Below are 18,422 nucleotides of genomic sequence, written 5' to 3' on the forward strand. Positions count from 1 at the left end.
TGTTGCGGCATGCCCCTCAAGGGTGAAGGACGAGCATCTCAACCATCAGCGTTTATCGAGCAATTGAGCAATCGAGCAACGAGGTCAGGAGAGCAGGAAGTCGGCCACCCCCGCCTTCGCGCCCTCGATGAACGCGGTCATCTCGTCGGTGGTGTAGATCAGCGCCGGCCCGTCCGGATCGGTGGACTGGCGCACGGCGATCCGGCCGTCGGCAAGCTTCATCGCCTCCAGGCAGTTGCCGCCGTTGCCGCCGCTCCACGGCTTGTGCCAGCCTTCGCTCCCCAGCTCCCGGGCGGGCATGCCGTTGTAGACGGGACGGCGTGGCTTGATGCGGTTCATTCACAGCTCCTTGCGGAGATCCCGGAGGATCTCCTTCGTGCGATGTGCCGTAGCGGCCTGCGCCGCCATGCGGTCCATGACCTCGAGGTGGGTCGCCACCTCGACGCGCGCGTCGAGGTAGACCGCGCCGGTCAGGTACTCGCTGTAGACCATGTCCGGAAGTTCGGGCACGGCGAATCGGAAGAGCACGAAGGGTCCGTACGTGCCGGGGTGCGGCCCGTTGGCGAACGGGGCGACCTGAAGCGTCACGTTGGGCAGCTTCGTTGCCTCGAGCAGTTTGTCGATCTGCGCACGCATCACCTCCGGGCCGCCGACGGGGCGGCGCAGCACGGTCTCGTCCATGACCACCCACAGCCGGGGCGCGTCCTGACGGGTGAGCAGTCCCTGCCGTTCCATGCGCAGGGCCACATGGCGCTCGATGTCCTCGGGGCTGGTCTGGCCGATGGCGCCCGAGCGCAGGACACCACGCGCGTAGTCCTCGGTCTGGAGCAGACCGGGCACGAAGTGCGGCTCGTACTCGCGGATGAGCGCGGCCGCGCCCTCCAGACTGACGTGCATCGAGAACCAGCCGGGCAGTACATCGTGGAAGCGCTGCCACCAGCCGGGGCGGTTGGCGTCCTCGGCGAGCTGGACGAAGTCCTCGGCCTCCTGGTCGCAGACGCCGTAGGCCTTCAGCAGCAGCTGCAGGTACGGGATCTTGAGCCCGACCTCGGCCATCTCCATACGGCGGACGGTGGCGGGGGCGACGCGGAGGACGCGGGCGGCCTCCTCGCGCTTGAGCCCGGCGCGTTCCCGCAGGTCCAGCAGGCGCCGACCGAGGACGACCTGGCCGACCGTCGGCGCGGACCGCGGTTCGCTCACGCTCCACCTCCACTCAAGTCGCGTACGGGCGTCGAAGTCATGCACGGGCGTCGCAGCCACCAGCATGCTGACAGGCCAGCGGCGCCATTCGAAGACCTGATTCGAAGATCTGTACGGATACGAATACCGGTACGTACGGATCTCCGGTGATCCCAACTGGCGCCGCTCAACATGCTGTTGCGAGCAGTGTGCCACGGCCTTCCGCCACGTCACACAGCACTCTGCATTTTTCAGAGTGACACTTGCCAAGTGTTCACGACGGGGCGATAGTGGCAAGCGTGATTCCGTCCCCGCCCTTAGGAACAGATGCAGCCGAAGATCACCCCCAGGGTCTCGGTGCCGCCGCGGGAGCAGGCCTCTACAGGGCCGCTGCCCGGCGCCGGTTCCGCTTCGAGCTGGCCGCGCACCCGGGTTCTCCCGCGCAGGCCAGACGCCTGACGAGGGCGCGACTGACCCATTGGTCGGTCTGCGAGGACACCTGCGACTCGGCCGCCCTGGTGGTCTCCGAGCTGGTCACCAACGCCATCGTGCACACCGCGAGCAGCCGTGTGGTCTGCGAGCTGCACGACAACGACGACCTGGTGCGGATAGCCGTACGTGACGAGGGCTGCGCGCCGGGTGAACCACATCCGTCCCCGCAGCGCGGCGAAGAGGAGCACGGGAGGGGACTGCTCCTCGTCGACTCCCTCTGTCACGCGTGGGGCGCCCATGAGCACGGCCCCGGTCTGCTGGTCTGGGCGGAGCTGCCGCGCAAGGCGGACGAGCCCCGCGAGGACACCGGTCCGCGCAACGACCTGGGCTGGGGGGCCCGCCCGAAGCCGGTTCCCTCCGGGGAGCCCGGCCAGGGGGACGAGGCCGAGGAGCATCACCGAGCGGTGCCCGAGGGGGAAGCGCGCGAGCACGGAGCGGGGGGCGCGGGCCCATGGGCGTGAGCAGCGGGTCCGGCGGCCAGGTGCTGACCCTGGACACGCTGGTCCGCCTCGGACGCGGGCTGCGTACGCCTGGGACGCCTGGGACGCCTGGGACGCCGTACAGGCTGGCCGTGCCGGAGGGGATGACGGTGCCGCTGGGCTGTGACGCGGTGGGGGTGCCGGTACTGCTGAGCAAGCAGCTGGTGTCCCGGTTGCCACGGGTCGGGTGTGTGTACGCCGATGCCACGCACTGGTGGTGGCTCGTTCCCGGCGACTCCGACTACGCGCTCGAGTGGCCCGCGCCTGCCCAGTACGCCACCGGGGCGGTTGTTCCGGACGCCCCGGTGGTGCCCTCTCTCGTCCACCGGGCGGAGGGGACGCTGCCGTACACGCCGCCGATACCGCTGTACTTGGCGTTGTGCCGGCTGACGGGGGCCACTCCGAGCTGGTCCCGGCCGGTCAGCTCCGCCGGCTAGGCCGTCTTTCGGCGCGGGCCTTCGGGGGCTTGTCGTTCCGTTCCCCCGCGCCGCCGAGCAGGCCGATGTCCCCCGCGTTCAAAGGTGTGCGCCCGCGCGCTGTCCGTAATTCCCCTCTGCGCCCTGCCCCCGCTCCGTCCGCCCCGCCATAGTTGCCCCCGTCCAGCGATCGGGGGAGGTCCACCGTGGGGAAACAACCGGACGCCGAGCAACCCGGGGTCTCCGAGTCGGAGCAGCTGCTCTTCGGTGGGCCCCTGCGGTACGACATGGGATGGAACTCCCATGCCGACGCGTTTCTGGAGCTGGGGTTCCGGGCCATGGTGGTCCGGCTGCCGTCGCTGTTGTCGGCCAGTCTGCGGCTGGCCTGGCAGGCCGATCGGCGGGCCGCGCGGATCGTGGTGGGGGCCGAGGTGGCGCGGGGGCTGACGCAGGCCGTGAGTCTGCTCGCCGTCAACAGTGTGCTGGGTCGGCTGATCGGCGGGGGTGCGCTGGAGGGCCGGCTCCGCGGTGCCGTGCCCGCGCTGGTCACCATGGCCGCCGTGATGCTCGTCGGGGCACTGCTGCGGGCCGCGTCGACGTATGCCACCGGGCGCCTCGAGCCCAAGGTGGAGCGGGTGGCGACCGAGCGCTATCTGGAACGGGCCGCCACCGTCGAGCTCGCCGCGATCGAGGACCACGCCTTCCACAAGCTGCTGGACACCGCGCAGTACGGCGCCGCCTCGGCCCGCCGGATGATCTCGTTCGGCACCCGCGTGGTGAACGCGATGATCTCGCTGATCGCGGCGGCCGGTGTGCTGACCGTGCTGCATCCGGCGCTGCTGCCGCTGCTGATCACGATGACGATCCCGAGCGGCTGGAGCGCGCTGACCATCGCGCGCCGTCGGTACGAGTCCTTCCACGCCTGGGTGCAGCACGCGCGCGCGGGACGGCTGCTGGGCGCCCTGCTGATCGAACCCGAGGCGGCACCGGAGATCCGGGTGCACGGGGTGGGTCCGTTCCTGCTGCGGCACTTCCGGGCGATGGCGGAGACGGCGGAGGAGGAGCAGGCCCGGCTGGCCGAGCTGGCCGCCCGGACGGGGCTGATCGCCGCGGCCTGGACCGGGATCGCCACGGCGGCGACGTACGCGACGCTGGGCGGGCTCCTGCTGGCGGGCGCGATGGCGCTGTCGGTGGCGGGGACGGCCGTGATCGCGATCCGTACCGGCTCGCAGAGCCTGGACACGCTGGTCGTCGAGGTGAACGCGCTGCACGAGGAGGCCCTCTTCGTCGGCGACCTGCAGCGGCTCTACGAGGAGGCGGCCAAGTGGGCGATCCCGGTGGGCGGGACCGCGCTCCCGGACGAGCCGGGCGAGATCCGCTTCGAGCACGTCTCCTTCACCTACCCGGGTGACGCGGCGCGCCCGGCCCTCGACGACGTGACGCTCACCGTGCCGCTCGGCAAGATCGTCGCGCTGGTCGGCGAGAACGGCTCCGGCAAGACCACCCTGGTGAAGCTGCTCGCGGGCCTGTACTCCCCCGGCCGGGGCCGCATCCTGTGGGACGGGGTGGACGCGGCGCACGCGGACCGGCACCTGCTCGCCGAGCGGGTCGCGATGGTCGCCCAGGACTTCAAGCGGTGGCCGTTCACCGCCCGCGTCAACGTGGCGGTGGGCCGCTCCTCGGTACCGCTGACCGACGAAGGGGTGTCCGGCGCGGTCGCCGAGGCCGGCGCCGAGGAGGTGCTGGCCGATCTGCCGCGCGGCCTGGACACACTGCTGGCCCGCAACTTCAGCGGCGGGCACGAGCTGTCGGGCGGGCAGTGGCAGCGGCTCGGGATCGCCCGGGCCGCCTACCGGCGCGGGCGCATCCTGATCGTGGACGAGCCGACGGCAGCCCTGGACGCCCGGGCCGAGCTGGAGGTCTTCGAGAAGATCCGCGCGCTGGCCGGCACCGGTCAGACGGTCATCCTGATCACCCACCGGCTGGCGTCCGTACGCCACGCGGATCTGGTGCACGTCCTGGAGCAGGGCCGCCTCGTGGAGTCCGGCACACCCGACGAGCTCCTGGCCTCCGGCGGTGTCTACGCGGAGCTGTACTCGCTCCAGGCCGAGCAGTTCACGGCAAAGGTGCCCGCCAAAGAGGCGGGCTGACCTCATGCGAGGGCGTCTGCCGCCGTCTCTCCACTGCGGACGATCACCAGGAACGTATCGGACGCGAGGTCCATGACGACCTCCGCCTGTAGTCCCTCGAGACGCCTCGCCTGCGCGAACTCCTCCGCCGGCCACGATCCTCGCGGCCCGCCAGCGGGAAAGCGTTCGAGCACTGTTCGCCCGTTCACCACCCTGCACCTCCAGAAAGCGTTGCACTCACCCATGGAGCGCTTGTAGGAGTTAACGCCTTCCGGACCCAGAAAGCCTCGGTGAGTTGCCGTACTGAGACGTAGTTGACACGAGTTCAGCGCGAAGCGTGATAGTTCGATTACTCAACGGTCACTTCGGTTACTTTATGCGTCAGTCCTCGTACTCATCGTGATACCTGATGCGTACGCTGCCCGCAGGCGCCCCAAGAGCGGACGCGCGCCCCTTGGGTTCTTCCCACTCCTCCTGCCGTCCCAGCGCGGTGAGGTCGAGGAAGCTGGTGGTCGAGCCGAGTCCGTCGAGGCCGCGTTCATAGGTCGAGTACGTGTGGAAGACCTGGTCACGGTCGCGCAGGAAGCAGCTGACGCCGGGCCGCTCGGCCGGCTCGCCCGCGATCTCCAGGGTGGCCTCGAAGTCCTGGTTGAAGTCGCCGCCGTACGACGAGTACCAGGGCACGGTCCATCCCATCCGCGCCTTGAACGGCAGGATTTTCGTATACGGCGCTCTCGACACGGCCGCGAACGTCGTCCCCCGGGCCTTCAGATGGGCCAGGTGCCCGATCTGGTCCAGGAACGCGGAGCAGCTGCGGCAGCCCGCGTCCCACTCCGGCGCGAACATGAAGTGGTAGACGACGAGCTGGCCGCGCCCCTCGAAGAGGTCGAGCAGAGTGGCCTTGCCGTCGCCGCCCTCGAAGACGTACTCCTGCTCCACCTCGACCATGGGCAGTCTGCGCCGCTCGGCGTTGAGGGCGTCCCGCGCGCGCGTGGCCGCCTTCTCCCTGACCAGCAGTTCCTCGCGCGCCGCGCGCCATTCGTCCCGCGAGACGATCTCCGGAAACGCCATGGGGTCCCTCCTGTGCAACGGTCCGTCCGGGTGGTGACCGTGGGGCGGGGCGGAACTCATCGGTGGTGCGGGAGATTTTTCCCGTACGGATTTCAGGTCGTGTAGTCCTGGATCCGCCTGCCATGGCTGCGGTCCAGCAGTGCGGGCATCCGCTCCCCCAACTCCCGTACGGTCGCGCCCACGTCGATGGTCAGCAGCTCACGGTCCCGCATCAGCACGCGGCCGTCGACGATCGTCGTACGGACGTCGGAGGAGCGGGCGCTGTGGACGAGGGTCGCGGCGAGGTCGTGGACGGGCTGGGTGTGCGGGCCGGTGAGGTCGACCAGGATGATGTCGGCTCGGCGGCCGGGCGCGATGCTGCCGACGACGTCACCGAGTCCGACCGCGCGGGCGCTCTGGAGGCTTGCGTGGTGCAGTGCCTGACGTGATGTCAGCCAGCGTGGGTCGCCGGTGGCGGACTTCTGGATCAGCGCGGTGAGTGCCATCGACTCCCATACGTCGAGGGAGTTGTTGGAGGCGGCCCCGTCCGTGGCGAGGCCGACGGGGATGCCGAGGTCGCGCAGGGCGCGGACGGGGGTGGTGGTGGGCCAGGCGAACTTGAGGTAGCCGCGGGGCGCGGTGGCAACGGCCGTACGGCCTGCCGCGCTCGCGAGGAGGGGCAGGTCGCGGTCGAGGATGCCGCTGCCGTGCGCGATCAGGACGTCCGTGTCGAGGATCCCGGTGCGCCGCAACACCTCGATGGGCGTGACACCGTGCCGGGCGAGGCTGGTCTCGGCCTGGTCGCGGTTCTCGGAGGCGTGGAGATGGACGGGTAGACCGTGCTCCTGGGCGAGCGCGGCGGTCGCGGCCAAGTCGGAGTCGTCGACCGTGTAGGGCGCGTGCGGGGCGAGGGCCGTGGTGATGCGGCCACCGGCGGCTCCGCGGTGCCGGAGCGCGAACTCCAGTGATCTCTCCCGCCCCTGGGGCCCCTGCGAGGAGAAGTACGCCTCCCCGAGGTGCGCGCGCATGCCGCACTCCTCGACGACCGCGGCGACGGCGTCCATGGCGAAGTAGTGGTCGGCGAAGCAGGTGACGCCGCCGCGGATCATCTCGGCGCAGGCCAGCCGGGCCCCCGACGCCACGTCGTTCGCGGTGAGGTTGGACTCGATCGGCCAGACGACGTCGTTGAACCACTCGTCCGTCGGCAGGTCTTCGGCGATCCCGCGCAGGGCGACCATGGGCGTGTGGGTGTGGCAGTTGACGAGCCCGGGAAGGGCGATCTGCCCCCGCGCGTCGATGCGCTCCGCCGCCGGCAGTTCCTCGGCCTCCGCACTGCTGGTCACCGACTCGACGACCCCCTCCCGTACGACGATCGCGGCGTCCTGCACGAAGTCGACCCGCTCATGATCGTCGTGCGTGAGCACCGTGCACGGGGAGATGATGAGACCCGCGGGAGATGGCGTCATACAGGCACCGTACGACGCGGTCGTGCCCTCGCAGTGGGTGAACCGCGCATCCCGGCGCCGCCCTGTCGCGGCGGCGCGGCCGCATGCACCCTGGCCTCATCACCGCCCGTCGTCCGCCCTTCCGGAAGGGGTCCGGCATGCTCATAGGCACCTGGAACCTGGAGAATTTGATGCTGCCGCGCAGCGGCGACGGCGCTCCCAGGACCGAGGCCGAGTACGAGGCGAAAGTGGAAGCGCTCGCCTCCGTGATCACCGCGCTCGACCCGGCACTGCTGGGCGTCCAGGAGGTCAGGCAGGAGGAGACGCTCGCCGATCTGGCCAAGGCCGTCGGCGGGCAGTGGCACACCGCGCTCTCCCGGCACGCGGACCACAGAGGCATCCGCGTCGGCTTCCTCAGCCGTACGCCGCTGCGGATACGCCGGGACACCCACGTGTTCGCGGAGAGGCTGCGCCCCGTGCAGGGCGACGACGGCACCGAGCCGGACGCGCATGACAGCGAGACCAGCCGCGGCTTCCTCGCGGTGGAGACCGACACCGGGGACGGGGTGCTCCACCTGGCCGTCGCCCATCTCAAGTCGAAGCTGCTGTCGTATCCGGCCCCCGAGGGCAGGAACCGCTTCCAGCCGCACGACGAGGCCGAACGGGCCCGCTTCGGCGCCTACGCCCTCTACCGGCGGGCGGCCGAGGCGACGACCCTGCGCGCCCTCGCGGACTTCCTGCTCGAAGGCGCCGGGACCGAACGGGACGTGATCGTCCTCGGCGACATGAACGACGTGGTGGACGCCGCCACCACCCAGATCCTGCTGGGCCCGCCCGGCTCCGAGCTCGACAAGAAGCGCGCGTTCCTCAAGCCCGACGTCGGCGATCCGTTCCGGCTCTGGGACATCGCCCCCCGCATACCCGAGAGGCGCCGCTTCTCCCGCGTCAGCTTCGGACGCGCCGAACTGATCGACCACATCCTGGTGAGCCACCGTCTGGCCCGCCGCATAGCCGAGGCGGGGACGGGTCTGCCCGAGCAGCAGGACGACGCGCTCGTCCTGCCGTCGGTGGGCCAGGATCCGGTCAAGCGGGTGGGGACGCCCGGGTCGGACCACGCACCGGTGTGGGTACGGGTCTGACTCCCAGCCGGTGTGACTCCTGACCGGTGCGACTCCTAGCCGGCGAGGGGAATTCCGGGCAGCCGGAGCTCCACGCGCCCCCGCCCCTCGTCGAGTCGGCCGAGTTCGTCGAGGAGTTCGGTCAGCCGGTCGGCCTGCTCGGGGGTGAGCCGCCCCGAGTCGTCGAGGTGGACGGCGCACGCGGTGGTCGTGTCGACGATCCGTTCGAGCACGGCGACGATCTCGTCGGCGCCCTCCGAGTGCCGGGCGAGCGCGGGGAGTTCGGCGGCGGCGTGGGCGATGGCGGTACGGGCCTCGGCGAGCGCGCGGTAGGCCTCGCGGCGGAGGGTCCAGCGCAGGGCGCGGGTGTCCTCGGTGGGGGTGGCTCGTACGGCGGACCCGGCGCCCCGCGGGACAGGCCGCGCGGAGTCCCGTAGGGCAGGCGGCCGCTCGGTCTCCCGCAGGACATGCGCGAGGTACGCCTGCGCCGCCCCGCCCGCCGCGGCCAGCCGGGACCGCACTCCCCCGCCCCGCTGCCCCGGCATCGGCAGATGCCCCACGATCAGCACGATGGCGCAGGCGAGCAGGGTCTCGGTGATGCGGCTGACGGAGGCCTGCGGCTCGCCGCCGACCATCACGAGCGCCAGGACGAGGACCGTGACGACGGCGGTCTGCGCGGCGAAGTGCCGGGTGGCCACGGGAATGAGCGCCCCGCTGACGGCGACGAGCGCGATGAGCCCTTCGGGCCTCGGCAGCACGAGCGCGAACCCGGCGAAGACCAGCGCCCCCAGGACGGTCCCGGCGGCCCGGCACAGCACCCGGGAGGCGAGCGGTCCGAGGTCGGGCTTGACGAGGAAGACGGCGGTGGCGGGCAGCCAGTACCAGTGCTGGTGCTCCCCGTACCAGTGGGAGTGATGCAGGGCCTGTGCCACGGCGACGCTGGCCCCGAAGCAGAGGGCGACCCGCAGCCCGTACTCCCGCCCACCGGCCCCGAACACGGACCGCACCAGGTCCCGGGCGCTGAGCCGGCGCGTGTGCAGATCTCCGCCCCGGCCCCGGTCGAACGCCTCGGCGGCCCGCAGCAACGCGTCGTCGAGCGCGCGCAGCGCGGGCCCGGACCGGCTGGGCGCGGGCAGCGGCCCGGTGTGCGTGTTCTCCCGTACGGCGGCGGCGAGCCGCCGGGGCCCCGCGGAGGTCCGCCCGGGCACCGCTTCCTCCGCCCAGGCGAGCGCGGTGGCGGCCTCGGCGAGCGGCAGCGCGGCGGCGTACTGCGCGTGCAGCCGGCGCTCGGCGGCCGAGCTGGCGTACCGCCGCAGCCGGGGTCCGGTGAGCGCGTCCTGCGCGTGATCGAGGGCGGCGGTGAGCGCGACGCGCCGCGAGGTGGCGTTCTCACCCCCCACGGCGTCGAGCAGGTCGGCGACGGCGTCGTAGACCTCGGCGACGGCCTCCCGCTCGCCGTCGAACCGGAAGTCCCCGGCGAGGCCACCGGGGGTGGGCAGCGCGAGCCGCAGTCCGAGCAGCCAGCAGGCCCCACCGAGATAGGCGACGGCCCGCAGCCACCCTTCCTCCGGCAACGGCATGCCCGCCCCGATCGCCGACGCGACGAGCAACTGCGTGCCGGCCCCGGAGGCGACGGGCCCGACGGCGCTGATGCCGCCGGCGACCAGCCCGACCAGGGTGAGCAGAACCGTGAGGGTCACGGCCCCCACGTACTCCCCCGCATACGTCCCGACAGTCATCCCGACCGCACCCGCGAGCGCGGGCACCCCGATCCTCTTCACGGAGACCCGCCGGCTCCCGGGCCGGTCGTTGATCCCGGCGAGCATGGCGGCGATGGCGGCGACGACACCCACGGAGGTCTGCTCGACGAGCACGGCGGCAAGAAGGAGGGGCCCGGCGGACAGGGCCCCTCGCGCGACCGCGTTCCAGGGGATCGGCCCGCGCTGGGTACGGAGGGTGTGGGCGAGCCAGGGCGGTAGGTGCATCCGTGCGGCGGGGCGGGACACAGGGCTCCTGTCGTCGGGGGAGGCGGGGGTGTGCCTTCGGGCGACGGTGGCCGGGCGGTGGGTTGCGGTCTCCACGGTAGATCGCGTTCTTGGACGGTCCGGGGCTCTTGTGTTACCCCCGTGTGACGATGCATGCAGAAGCCACGTTCTTTATGAACGCAATGGGCCGCGGGAGCACGAGGACCGGGGATCCGATCAGTCAAGACCAGAGTCGGCCGCCCCCTCTTGGACTACGGTTACGACTGCTGACATACAGCGCTGACCAGGGCGAAAGGACGACCTACGTGAACGCGGCTCCGCTGAGCCCCGAGGACCCGACCGAACTCGGCGGTTTCGAGTTGCTCGGGCGTATCGGTCACGGCGGCATGGGCCAGGTCTACCTCGGTGAGTCTCCTGGTGGAGAGCCCGCGGCGGTGAAGGTCATCAGTAATAACCACTCCGAATCCCCCATCCCGAATCGCAGGAGATCAACTGACTGGTTCGATGACGTCCCACGTGGATGCTGCATCATATTGAGACAGGTACTCACTCAAATAAAGATCCGTTTGACATTCAATGTCATCCTCGTTGAGCCAGAGGGACTCACATTCCGGGCACATAAAGAAGGTTCCCTCTGTATCTTTCCTACGATACTTTCGAACCCAATCCTGACCACAGTGCGGACAAGCAACTTTCTTCATTATGGCCAACTCTTCGGGAAAGCTGTGATCATTTCGTTTCCGTGCTCGACAGTGATCGATATGTAGTTCTCGCCAAAATTAAATCCTACTTGGCGATTCAGGGGGATAACGTAGGTTGCGCGGGCTCCCTGATGATTGACGGAAACCGCCAGATCCCGATTGGCCCATGCCTCGTCGACAGTCTCCAGGACTCCCTTGCTGCCGGCGTCGAAAACTCCATGTCTCGGCTTCGACGGGTCTTCGCGGGCGTGTTCCATTACATGGGTGATCCTGCTCGAGACTTTCTACAGTGTGCAACATCTCACCCTCAGTGGCCTTTGTGTCAACCGTCAAGCAAGTCGGTGACATATTCGCGAAGCTCAGGTGACAGCTCCTTGAGTCGAATGTCCTGCAGCTGTGCGACATGGCCAAAAGCCACATGTCCGGTGGACATCAGTTCAAGGATCGCGTGCAACTCGGCCTCCAACGCTGAATTCCCCTTCTCGCATGCTGCAACTGCCGAGAGTAGCGTCGCCAGAGTCGACACTTGGGTGGACGAATAGGAACTCAACAGGTCGGTAACTTCGTCGGCTGCGCGTTCCCGCGCAACGGATTCAGGATCGAGGATTTCGCGGGTCATTGCGACGAACTCGCGAGCATCCAATATGCGGGAAGGCGCGAACTCTGGTTCATTCATTTTCCGGATACCCCGGAACCCCTCGAGTCGGCTCGAACTTAGAAGGGTCGTGCGGTCCACCTTCGTCCTCATGCCACTGGCAATGAGTTGCACAGATGTACGACTCGCCGCCATTGATGAGGAAGACTCGAGTATGCGGACTGTATCCCGCCTTGAGAATGATCCTCTCGACTTCCGAGAGGTCTCCCTCGTCGATGACCAAGCGTTCCATTTTGGGAGATAGGTGCATCATCTCCACGTTGGAGAACAGCCCGTCGATCCTTGTATTGCTACCTTCTGTATTCACGCTCCGCACCAGGAGTTGTGAGTAGCTTACCGTGTAGGACCAGAGGCGAAAGGGGCGTTCCCATGCGGCAATGAGTTTCAGGTGATTCGACCTCCAAGAAATACTGGGCAAGGGAACTGTACTTCTTCACCTTTGAAGTAGAAGATAATTTTCTCCCAGTCACTGTTCCCCCATTTTACAGAGTCTCCAACGATCGCATCTCGCGCTCTGTTCAGTGATCTGCCGGGTTTTGCCACACTATTCCGGGGATGGAAAAGTACGAGTGACGATCCAGTACTCGTCGTCCTCCAGCGAGACGGCACACAAACAGGCACCATCCTGGGACAATCCGATAAACTCAGGCCGTCCGATGGCAGAGGAAATCCGAGAAGGAAGGCGGGCGCCAATCGGGTCACGGACGCGGAACCATCCCTCGGCCACACTTCCAGGCCCCCCAAGGATGAGTAGAAATTCCCCTGCGGCAGACGCGAGCAGTGGAGCTGCATACAACTGCCACTGAGCGTCCAGTGAATCCATGGCGGTAGTACTGTCTCGCCTGACGGAAACAGTCGGTCGGACATTCCCACCTGTGACAGCCAGCATGGCAGTAACTGGGTCTATCACCTCGGAGCGAGTCGGTTTCTCCAGCACCGATAGACCACAGTTCTCGATGACAGCTTCCCAATCAACCCTTCCCCCATCATTGATTTTATACTCATTCATCCCGAACCCCACCCTTGTTCATAAAAGAAGTGATGATCCCCGCCCGGCTTATTGATCTTATCATAGCGCTCCCAATTATCTTTATACCGGAAGAAGTCCCCGGGAGTGTTATCCCATCCGAAGTTGACTTCACTTCTCGTTTCGTCAAACTTCGGCTTTCCGGCATGGAAATGTGGCCCCGCCTTATCGAATGTGTGCTCAATTATAACGCGCGATCCATTAGGGGTCTCGAACTGCCTAAAATTGCCCAAGTGGGCAGGGTTATCAGAATAGAAATATCCAGGCATGTGAGCCAAGTGCTTTACGTCTGTCACAATCCATTCGGCGTCCGGCGCAGTACCGTACGGAACTCCAGCGGACTCGAATGCTGCTCTTTCCGCATCCTGTCGATGCTCAAATGGATTACCTCGCTCCCCCTTCGGCACACAAGGCGTCAGCCCAAGAGGGTCCGCCCATGTATGGGGGTTTTTGACGTACGAGGACGGGTTAGCGGCAGGAGCAAGGCCCAGCAGATCCGGACTGGCGTACCGGCCCGTCTCGGGGTCGTAGTGGCGGAAGTAGTTGTAGTGAAGTCCGGTTTCGGGGTCGAAGTACTGGCCCGGGAAGCGGAGCGGCGTGTATGCGGTGCTGCCCGCCGCCCACGCCGTGGTGCCCCAGAGGGTGCTCCGGGTGCGCCAGGCGATGTCGCCCTGTTCGTCGATGAGTTCGGTCGGTGTGCCGACCAGGTCGGTGACGATCGCGAAGAAGCGGGAGTCGATCTCGTCCTGCGGGGCGTCCGCGGCCGTGATGCGTTCCGTCTGGGCGATCGGGTGCAGGCCCTGGTGGTCCCAGGTCAAGGAGACCGGGTGGGGCAGGTCTGCGGACGTGGTGGTCTGTTCGCAGAGGGTGGTGCCGTCCCAGGTGAAGTCGACCCGTTCGACGACGGTTTCGCCGTCGTCGGCCAGGCGGAGTTTGGCGGTGCGGCGGCCCAGGGGGTCGTACTGGTAGCGCCAGGTGGTGCCGTCCGGGGTGGTGACTGACGTGAGGCGGTCCTCGGCGTCCCAGGTGTAGCGCCAGGTGTCCGGCTTGCGGGACAGGCGGGTCTTCTGGCGCAGGGTGATGCGGCCGGCTTCGTCGTGCTCGTAGCGGACGTTGCCCGCGCGGGTGATACGGGTGCCGGTGTAGGAGCGGTCGCCGGTCGACTCCTCGCCCGGGTGACCGGTCGGCCACGACGCCCGCGTCTGATTGCCCGCCTCGTCGTAGGCGTACGTCTCCGTCCAGTTCGCCGCATGGACGGCGGTCACCCGGCCCGCCGTGTCGAGGTCGAAGCGGCGGGGGCCGTTGAGGTGGTCGTCCACGGCGGTCAGGTTGCCGTCGGCGCGGTAGGTATAGGCGCGGTGCTGGAGACGCCGGCCGGACGGGCCGGTGAGTTCCTGTTTCGTCAGGCGGCCCAGGGGGTCGAAGGCGTTGGTGAGGATCACCGACTCGCCTATGCGGCGCGCCAGTTCGCGGCCCGCCTCGTCGTACGTGAAGTCGAGGGTGCGGCCCGATGCCACCATGCCGGTACGGCGGCCTGTCGCGTCGTACGTCCACGTGCTCGTCGCGCCCGCCGGGGTGGTGCGGCCGATGCGGCGGCCCCGGGCGTCGTAGGCGTATGTGAGGGTGCGGCCGTCGACCGTCTCGGACAGCACCCGGCCCGCCTCGTCCCGCCGCAGGGTCAGGACCGCGTCCGGGCCGGCCGCCTCGGCCAGGCCGCCCCTCTCGTCGTACACATATCCCGTCACCCGACCCGCCGCGTCCTTGCGCACGACCCGGCCCAGCACGTCCCGCTCGAAGCGGATGCCCTGTCCCAAGGCGGTGGTCTTCGAGGTCAGTTGACCCGCCGCGTCATGCTCGTAGGACACCGTACGGTCGTCGAAGTCCGTCTCCGCGATCAGACGGCCCGCCGGATCGTAGGCGTAACTCCACGTCAGCCCCTGCGGGTTGGTGACCTGTGTCAGGCGGAGTTCCGTGTCGTGGTCGAACTCGTAGCGGACGCCGTCCGGGCCCGTGCGGGCGGACAGCAGGTCGAAGTGGGTGTACTCGTAGCGGGAGACGGCGCCCAACGCGTCGGTGTGGGTCGTGCAGTTGCCCTCGCCGTCGTACGTCCACGATTCCGACGTGCCGTCTGCCGCCGTACGGCGGGACAGGCGGCCCTCGACGGTCCATTCCAGGTGAGTGTCCGCGCCGAGCGGGTCGGTGATGGTGACCGGCCGACCGAAGGGGTCACGTTCGTAGCGGGTGACCGCGCCCAGCGGGTCGGTGATCTCCAGGGGGAGGCCCGCGGGGTCGCAGCGGACCCGGGTGGTGTGTCCGAGGGCGTCGGTGATGGATGCCAGGTGGCCGAGGTCGTCGTAGGTGAAGCGGGTCGTCGTCCCGGCGGTGTCGGTGACGGCCGTGCGGTTGCCGAACTCGTCGAACTGCTGGGTGACGTGAGTACCGTCGGGGCCGGATATGGACACCGGCATGCCCTGGCCGTCGTAAGCGATGCTCGTGTAGCGGCCGTCCGGGCGAATGGCCAGGACCGTGCGGCCCGCCTCGTCGTAGGCGTAACTCACCGTGCGGCCCAGCGGGTCGGTGACCGTCAGGGGGCGGTGGGCAGCGTCGTGGGTGGTGCGGGTCGTCTCGCCGTCGGGAGTGGTCTCGGACACCACCTGCAGGTCGCCGTTGATCTCGTAACGGGTGCTGTGGCCCAGGGAGTTGACGGCCGTGACCACCTGGTGGCCGCTATCCGGATCAGGTTCGCCGTAGGTGTAGGTGTAGCTCAGGTGGCCGGCTTCGCCGCCCTGCGAGACACAGCGGTCCTCGTCGTCGTAGACGTAGTGGTAGGAGGAGTTGTTGGTGTCGGTCCAGGCGGTGATCCGGCCGGTCGTGTCGTTGGTGAAGCGGGTCGGCAGGCCCGAGGAGTTCGTCACGGCGGCGAGGTGGCCGTGGTCGTCGTAGCCGAAGCGGACCAGCTCGACGGCCTGGTCGCCGGTCGTCGTCAGGTGCAGGGCGGTTATCCGGTCCCCGGCAGTGGTGATCCTCACGTGGTAGCCGGAGGAGTGCACGATCCCGGTAGGGGCGCCCTGGTCGTCGTATTCGAAGGTCAGCCACTGGCTTCCGGAGCGGTCGATGAGCTGGGAGAGCAGCGCTATGCCGTTGCCGTCGCCGCCCGGCCCCGCGAAGTCCCATACGCGGCCCGTTTCCGGATCGGTGACGGTGTAGTCGCCGTACACGTCAACGGTCAGCGGGTGCCCCTCACCGGCCAACGGGAGCGTCGGTACGCCGGGGGCGGGGTGCGGGTAGGCCAGCAGGGAACCGTCCTCGCGGACGAAGATGACTCCCTCCGCGTCCACCTCCAGGCGCTGGTCGGCGGTGGATGTCCACTTCGGGCCGAACCAGCGGCCTGCCTCGTACGACGACTCGAACTGGCGGGAGAAGACCAGCGGCAGCCTCGCCGGCAACGTCACGTCCGTGACCGGCAGGGACATGCGGCCGGTGGCCATGTCGATCGGGTCGCTGCCGAAGATCTTGCACTTCAGCTCCCGGGCGACGTCCATGAGTCCCCGCCGCGTGCCGCTGCGCGCTGCTCCCGTCGCCGCGTCCTTGGCCGCTCCGCGCAGGGCATCCTTCAGCGCGGCCCGGCCCACACCTCCCGCGCCCTTTCCGCCGATCAGGTTCGAGATGAAGTACCCGCCCGCGTCCCCAGGGTCACTGCTCCACCCCGTCCCCAGCAACGACATCGGCAGCCGCTCCGGGTGGGCCGCCGTGCCCACCAGGCCCGCCAGCAACATGCTGGAGTTCTTCGACCAGTCGCCGGGGTGCGTGAGGTTGTAGGGGTCGAGCGGGTTGACCGTGCGGGCCAGTTTCAGCACGTCCGTGCCGCCGCGCAGCAGGCCGCCCAGGACGTGGACCGAGTTGAGCTGGGTGCCGACGAACATGTCCGTCGCGTCAGCGCCCATGCGGTCGGTGAACTCCGGCTTCGGCGGGGCCGACTCCAGGGCGGCGGCCAGCTTGCGGCGGGCGTCCTCGGCTTCGTCCGTGCGCCGGCGGCGGGCGTCGGACAGGATTTCCTGCGCCTCCTCGCGGCCCGCCGTCCCCGGGTCGACGTAGGTTCCCAGCTCGGTCGGCTTCGGGCCGGGGTCCTGGCCCGCCAGGGCCTTCGCGTTGTACTGCTCGGCTGCCTGCGCGTACCTCTTCTCCTCGGCCCGGTACGCCTCCTCCGCCTTCCGGCTGCTCTCCTGCGCCTTGCGGTAGGTGTCGATCGCCAACTGCGCCTGCTGCTGCGCCCACCGCACCATGTCCGCGTAGGCGTCCAGCGCAGCGGCGGCCGCCGTACACGCGTCCGCCGCGGTCAGCCACTGCTTGGGCTGTACGTCGAACTTCGCGCGGAAGGTGTCCGCGGCCTGGCCCCGCCACTCGCCCGGGTCCAGTGACCGCATGCCCTGGCCGACGTTCTCGAACGCTCCCGCGAACTTCCGTAGATGCCCGGCCCGTTCACGCAACGCCGGCTCACTGCCGTGGACCAGTTCCTTCGGGTCCTCGCTCTCGCCCAGCGCGCGCTCGGAAACCGTGCCGCCCAGCCGGTTGTTCACGCTCTCGCCGAAGTCACGGACGCTCTCCGCCGCGCCGTCCGCGCCCACGTCCGACAGCAGGCCCGCCGTCTTGTCCGTACCCCAGTTGACCGCCTCGCCGACGCCCTTGTTCAGGCTGTCCGAGGCGCTCTCCAGACCGTCTCCGAGGCCGTCGACGAAATCTCCGAAACCCATCAGCCCTCACCCTGCCCATCGGCGGCGGGCGGACCGCTCCACTGCCAGTCCGTGCGCGGGTCGAAGAACGCGTCCGGTGTCACCGTCGACGTCTCCACGTCCTGCGCCGCCTGCGACCAGGCCGCCGCCACCTCGTCCTGACCCGAGGTGAAGGACTCCGCGCTGTAGTCCGCGTTCGCCACCTGCGAGACGGGGTTGTCCTTCAGCGTCTCGGACCAGGAACGTTCCTTCACCTCGTCCGGGGTGAGATACGGGTTGCCCGTGCCTGCCGTCCACACCGACTTCAGGGTGTCGGAGACGTACTGCTCCTGCTCGTGGTAGATCCCCGCCGACAACCCCAGCCGGCCCGCGAACTCGTTCGCGTCCTGCATCAGCGAACGCACACCCCAGCCCCAGCGGTCGCAGAAGTCCCCGAAGACCCCCTGCAGGGCGTCGTCGCCGACCTCCAGGCCCGTCATCGACAGGTCGTCGAAGCCGCGCCCCAGGTTCGCCTCGATGTCGAAACCGAACTCCTTCAGCTCCGCCATCGCCTGGTTGATCCCGCGCGTGATCCGCTGCATCGCCTCCGGATCGACCTGGTAGCCGTCGCTCATGCCGCCGACTCCTTCGAAGCGACGTCCACGGCCACCGCGTCCGGCACGATCCCGGCAACCGGCGGCAGGACGAAGCCCCTCGGGCTCCCCGCGTCCACCGCGATCCCCACCGGAACGTCCACAGCGGGGACCACCTGGTCCAGCAGTCGCGCCCCGTACACCGGTATTCGCTCCGGCACAGGCTCACCCCGCGCCTCCGCGAAACGCCTCAGCGCCTCCTCGTCCGTGAACGCGAACAGCCAGCGGATACCGCCCGACTCCGCCGACAACAAGGAGCCGTCCACCACCGGCACCAACACCTCGCCGCGCCGGAACTCCCCTACCAGTGCCCGCAGGTCACCCTGCCCGGACGCCGCCAGATCCGTCAGCCGTCCCCGCAACGCCTCGGCACTCACGCCAGCC

Annotated in this window: 14 protein-coding genes; 4 read left to right on the plus strand and 10 right to left on the minus strand. The window is 68.8% G+C overall.

Annotated features, from left to right (window positions below; all coding sequences use genetic code 11):
* Positions 1 to 84: 84 nt before the first annotated feature.
* Positions 85 to 339, minus strand: coding sequence for a DUF397 domain-containing protein (locus ABZT06_RS26205; RefSeq protein WP_123988480.1), 255 nt, complete (start codon positions 337 to 339; stop codon positions 85 to 87).
* Entirely contained in the window at positions 340 to 1,200 is an 861-nt protein-coding gene (locus ABZT06_RS26210) for a helix-turn-helix transcriptional regulator (RefSeq protein WP_355745540.1), read from the minus strand.
* 269 nt (positions 1,201 to 1,469) lie between these two features.
* Between ABZT06_RS26210 and ABZT06_RS26215 the strand changes: the two genes are divergently transcribed.
* The 3 genes from ABZT06_RS26215 to ABZT06_RS26225 all read left to right on the plus strand — a co-directional run bounded on the left by ABZT06_RS26215 (position 1,470) and on the right by ABZT06_RS26225 (position 4,716).
* Positions 1,470 to 2,132 (plus strand): ATP-binding protein, encoded by a 663-nt coding sequence (locus ABZT06_RS26215; RefSeq protein ID WP_355745543.1) that lies wholly within the window; start codon positions 1,470 to 1,472, stop codon positions 2,130 to 2,132.
* Positions 2,123 to 2,587 (plus strand): hypothetical protein, encoded by a 465-nt coding sequence (locus ABZT06_RS26220; RefSeq protein WP_355745546.1) that lies wholly within the window; start codon positions 2,123 to 2,125, stop codon positions 2,585 to 2,587. The genes ABZT06_RS26215 and ABZT06_RS26220 overlap by 10 nt, the downstream gene beginning before the upstream one ends.
* 185 nt (positions 2,588 to 2,772) lie before the next feature.
* The gene (locus tag ABZT06_RS26225; protein ID WP_355745549.1) at positions 2,773 to 4,716 is read left to right on the plus strand and encodes an ABC transporter ATP-binding protein; all 1,944 of its coding nucleotides are present in this window, start codon (positions 2,773 to 2,775) and stop codon (positions 4,714 to 4,716) included.
* A gap of 2 nt (positions 4,717 to 4,718) precedes the next feature.
* Here ABZT06_RS26225 and ABZT06_RS26230 read toward each other — a convergent pair whose 3' ends face one another.
* The 3 genes from ABZT06_RS26230 to ABZT06_RS26240 form a co-directional block, all read right to left on the minus strand.
* A complete protein-coding gene (locus tag ABZT06_RS26230; RefSeq protein ID WP_125195555.1) occupies positions 4,719 to 4,904 on the minus strand; it encodes a hypothetical protein in 186 nt (61 codons plus the stop codon).
* 172 nt (positions 4,905 to 5,076) lie between these two features.
* Positions 5,077 to 5,766 (minus strand): DUF899 domain-containing protein, encoded by a 690-nt coding sequence (locus tag ABZT06_RS26235; protein ID WP_355745554.1) that lies wholly within the window; start codon positions 5,764 to 5,766, stop codon positions 5,077 to 5,079.
* A gap of 92 nt (positions 5,767 to 5,858) precedes the next feature.
* Positions 5,859 to 7,211, minus strand: coding sequence for an amidohydrolase (locus ABZT06_RS26240; protein ID WP_355745557.1), 1,353 nt, complete (start codon positions 7,209 to 7,211; stop codon positions 5,859 to 5,861).
* 137 nt (positions 7,212 to 7,348) lie between these two features.
* On the opposite strand from ABZT06_RS26240, the gene ABZT06_RS26245 reads away from it, so the two are divergent.
* On the plus strand, positions 7,349 to 8,329 hold the full coding sequence (locus tag ABZT06_RS26245) for an endonuclease/exonuclease/phosphatase family protein (protein ID WP_355745560.1): 981 nt from the start codon (positions 7,349 to 7,351) through the stop codon (positions 8,327 to 8,329).
* 35 nt (positions 8,330 to 8,364) lie between these two features.
* Here ABZT06_RS26245 and ABZT06_RS26250 read toward each other — a convergent pair whose 3' ends face one another.
* The 5 genes from ABZT06_RS26250 to ABZT06_RS26270 form a co-directional block, all read right to left on the minus strand.
* A complete protein-coding gene (locus ABZT06_RS26250) occupies positions 8,365 to 10,314 on the minus strand; it encodes an FUSC family protein (RefSeq protein ID WP_355745563.1) in 1,950 nt (649 codons plus the stop codon).
* Positions 10,315 to 11,316: 1,002 nt separating this feature from the next.
* On the minus strand, positions 11,317 to 11,670 hold the full coding sequence (locus tag ABZT06_RS26255; protein WP_355745566.1) for a hypothetical protein: 354 nt from the start codon (positions 11,668 to 11,670) through the stop codon (positions 11,317 to 11,319).
* A 984-nt stretch (positions 11,671 to 12,654) separates the two neighbouring features.
* On the minus strand, positions 12,655 to 17,427 hold the full coding sequence (locus tag ABZT06_RS26260; protein WP_355745569.1) for a putative T7SS-secreted protein: 4,773 nt from the start codon (positions 17,425 to 17,427) through the stop codon (positions 12,655 to 12,657).
* Positions 17,427 to 18,020, minus strand: a complete 594-nt coding sequence (locus tag ABZT06_RS26265; protein ID WP_355745572.1) for a hypothetical protein — start codon at positions 18,018 to 18,020, stop codon at positions 17,427 to 17,429. The genes ABZT06_RS26260 and ABZT06_RS26265 overlap by 1 nt, the downstream gene beginning before the upstream one ends.
* Positions 18,017 to 18,415 (minus strand): SseB family protein, encoded by a 399-nt coding sequence (locus tag ABZT06_RS26270; protein WP_355745575.1) that lies wholly within the window; start codon positions 18,413 to 18,415, stop codon positions 18,017 to 18,019. Before ABZT06_RS26270 ends, ABZT06_RS26265 begins: the two co-directional genes overlap by 4 nt.
* Positions 18,416 to 18,422 lie beyond the last annotated feature (7 nt).

Source organism: Streptomyces sp. NPDC005483, assembly GCF_040606035.1.
Classification (GTDB): Bacteria; Actinomycetota; Actinomycetes; order Streptomycetales; family Streptomycetaceae; genus Streptomyces.